This is a genomic window from Thermoplasma sp. (assembly GCF_023256435.1).
Taxonomy (GTDB): Archaea; Thermoplasmatota; Thermoplasmata; order Thermoplasmatales; family Thermoplasmataceae; genus Thermoplasma.
Genome location: NZ_JAGDXM010000008.1, coordinates 22,311 through 24,965 on the forward strand (window position 1 = coordinate 22,311; position 2,655 = coordinate 24,965).

The 2,655-nt window shown below is 50.5% G+C and carries 4 protein-coding genes and 1 pseudogene; 3 read left to right on the plus strand and 2 right to left on the minus strand.

The features are described 5' to 3' along the window. Positions 1–139, minus strand: a pseudogene (locus tag Q0C15_RS00845) (bifunctional ADP-dependent NAD(P)H-hydrate dehydratase/NAD(P)H-hydrate epimerase); the annotation flags it as partial. Positions 140–220: 81 nt separating this feature from the next. Here Q0C15_RS00845 and Q0C15_RS00850 point away from each other — a divergent pair. Then, positions 221–1,240: an aldo/keto reductase gene (locus Q0C15_RS00850; RefSeq protein WP_297215028.1), complete on the plus strand. Its 1,020-nt coding sequence runs from the start codon at positions 221–223 to the stop codon at positions 1,238–1,240. A gap of 5 nt (positions 1,241–1,245) precedes the next feature. On the opposite strand, the gene Q0C15_RS00855 is transcribed toward Q0C15_RS00850, so the two are convergent. Continuing rightward, on the minus strand, positions 1,246–1,650 hold the full coding sequence (locus Q0C15_RS00855) for a hypothetical protein (protein WP_297215030.1): 405 nt from the start codon (positions 1,648–1,650) through the stop codon (positions 1,246–1,248). Positions 1,651–1,798: 148 nt separating this feature from the next. On the opposite strand from Q0C15_RS00855, the gene Q0C15_RS00860 reads away from it, so the two are divergent. Continuing rightward, complete coding sequence (locus Q0C15_RS00860) at positions 1,799–2,074, plus strand: hypothetical protein (protein ID WP_297215032.1); 276 nt, start codon at positions 1,799–1,801, stop codon at positions 2,072–2,074. Between the two features lie 46 nt (positions 2,075–2,120). Beyond that, the coding region (locus Q0C15_RS00865) for a hydroxymethylglutaryl-CoA synthase (RefSeq protein ID WP_297215034.1) at positions 2,121–2,655 on the plus strand (535 nt) is incomplete at its 3' end.

Sequence of the window (2,655 nt, forward strand, 5' to 3'; positions counted from 1 at the left end):
AAACCGATTTCGCGTCCGGGTATCGCTTCATCACGGCATCGGCAACAGCCCTGCCGGCGTTCTTCATCAGGGGATACGTGCTTCCGTATAGATACTCATAGTTCAGGTCGTCATGCTGCATATCCACGTAGTAGTTCATAAAAAAATATTGCAAATGAAGACAAATAATTAAGCATTGGAAATCAAAAGTATGAAATAAGATAGAGCATTAGGAATGGATATGAAGTACGTAAGATATGGAAAGACGGCATCATTTGTTTCCGTGCTGGCCTTCGGAGCTATGACGCTGGGAGAAAAGAACCGCTGGAAGCTCGGCGGTGTGACGCAGGATCTGTCCGATAAGATGGTGAAGGCCGCATTCGACGCAGGGATCAACCTATACGATACAGCAGATGTATACGATGAGGGCGATTCCGAGATAATGCTTGGAAGATCCATTAAGCCGTACAGGGACCAGGTGATGATAGCCACCAAGGTAAGGGGCCGCACCGGAAACGGCATCAATGAGAGCGGCCTCTCAAGGCACCACATGTCCATAGCGCTGAGGAAGAGCCTAGAGAGGCTTGATACGAAATGGGTTGACGTATACCAGTACCACGGCTGGGATGTGCATGGCGAGTTTGAGGAGTTCCTGTCAACCATGGAGCACTTTGTGGATTCCGGCTACGTTATTTATCCTGCGGTATCAAACTTCACCGCATGGCAGATGGCAACGATGCAGGCCATGGCCGTCGACCGTGGATATGCAAGGTACGAGAGCGCGCAGATGAACTACAGCCTGCTGAACAGGGACGTGGAATACGAAGTGATTCCGCTGATGAGATACTGGAACATGACGCTGCTCTCCTGGAGTCCCCTTCACGGTGGCGTGCTGACCGGAAAGTACAGGCGCGGCGAAAAACCAAGGGAAGGTACGAGGATGGGGGATCGCGGTTTCTTCTTCCCCTACTTCGACGAAACGCGTGGCTGGGATGTCGTTGATGAGGTAAAAAAGGTAGCCGAAGAACAGGGCTGTACCATGTCGCAGGTTGCCCTCGCATGGATAATCTCGAAGGGGCATGTGGCCATAATAGGCGCGAGGAACATGGAACAGCTGCAGGAGAACCTTGAAAGCGTGAACGTTAACCTTAAGAGGGAACAGATAGAGAGGCTGGACAGGGTCTCCGATAACAGGGATATATATCCAAACTGGATGGTGAAGAGGCAGAACGGCGACAGGAACTTCGAGATCGTTTCATAGATCCCTTACCTTTTTTCCAGATCCTCCTTTATCCTGAGAAGTGCATGTTCTGCACCGGTCTCGAAATGCGATTTTATCCTGCGTTCAAATGGCCGGAGGTACAGCGAAAGCCTGACGTTCCACTCCGTCTGTATCAGCGTCTTGCCGTTCTCGATCAGGACCGCATCTATCTTCGATCCCCTGATCGGGCCCTTCAGATAGGACGTGAGAACGGACATCCTGTCTGCATCTGAATGGAGCGACATTAACCCCCAGGCCGGGAATGCGAAGCGAACCCTGTAGAATTTACCCTCTTTTATTATCCTGCGCGTTCCCTTCCAGAACTCGGTTATCCGGTCCGGATCGGATATGACCCTGAAGGCATCATCGGCACTGGCCTCCACTTCAATCCTCTTCCTGAATGTTATCATATACTCATCCCCAGCAGATCGTTGCAGAGTGCCTGAAAAGATATATAGTTATCACTGCGAAAATTCGAGGTTCCGATCGTTCAGCATCGAGATCTTGCATGCGCTAAGCATATCGCCATGTTTATGACCCCTCGCTTCATGCATAGATATGAAGGAGTACGAAACTGAGACAAAGGGCGGCAAAATAGAGAAGCGCGTTTTCATTGACTCCGGTTCCTTCGTGATATACGGATACGAGACGGATGGGAATATGGACAAGAAGATCAGGCTGGTCCTCAACGGCAGGAACGGGAAGAGATCCTACTTCATAATACCGACAGGAAACAAGCGCAATTTGGCTATTGATGCCGATTACGAAGACGATGTCTTCGTGCTCAAGGACGGCCAGGCTGTACGTGTACGGGATCTGTTCGGCGAACGTTAAACTCAACTTCGCCAATTTTTAAATACCTCCAGCAATTCCATAATCTATGTCAGGTATAGTTACCTACGGTTCCTACATACCCAAGTATCGAATAAAACCGGATGAGATAGCGAGGGTATGGGGAGAGAACCCTGAACACATAAAGAATGGCATATACATACTCAGCAAATCGGTGCCCGCACCGGATGAGGATGTCGCCACCATATCAGTTGAGGCGGCAAGAAATGCACTGAAGAGAAAGAAGATCAACCCCAAGGAGATCGGCGCAATATACGTCGGCTCCGAGTCGCATCCATATGCGGTGAAGCCAACCGCAACCATCGTCGGATCAGCCATTGGCGTTGATTTTTCCCTTTTTGCGGCTGATTATGAGTTCGCATGCAAGGCCGGAACTGCAGGTATGCAGAACGTGAAGGCCATGGTGGATTCTGGCATGATAAAGTACGGGCTGGCCATAGGCGCAGATACTTCGCAGGGCGCGCCTGGAGATGCTCTGGAATATTCTGCGTCAGCCGGCGGCACTGCGTTCATCATAGGAAAGGACGATACCATAGCGGAGATCAATTCAACGCTCTCCGTGG

Coding starts and splice junctions, on each gene's coding strand:
- Q0C15_RS00850 (WP_297215028.1), top strand. CDS start 221: ATGAAGTACGTAAGATATGGAAAGACGGCATCATTTGTTTCCGTGCTG.
- Q0C15_RS00860 (WP_297215032.1), top strand. CDS start 1,799: ATGAAGGAGTACGAAACTGAGACAAAGGGCGGCAAAATAGAGAAGCGC.
- Q0C15_RS00855 (WP_297215030.1), bottom strand. CDS start 1,650: ATGATAACATTCAGGAAGAGGATTGAAGTGGAGGCCAGTGCCGATGAT.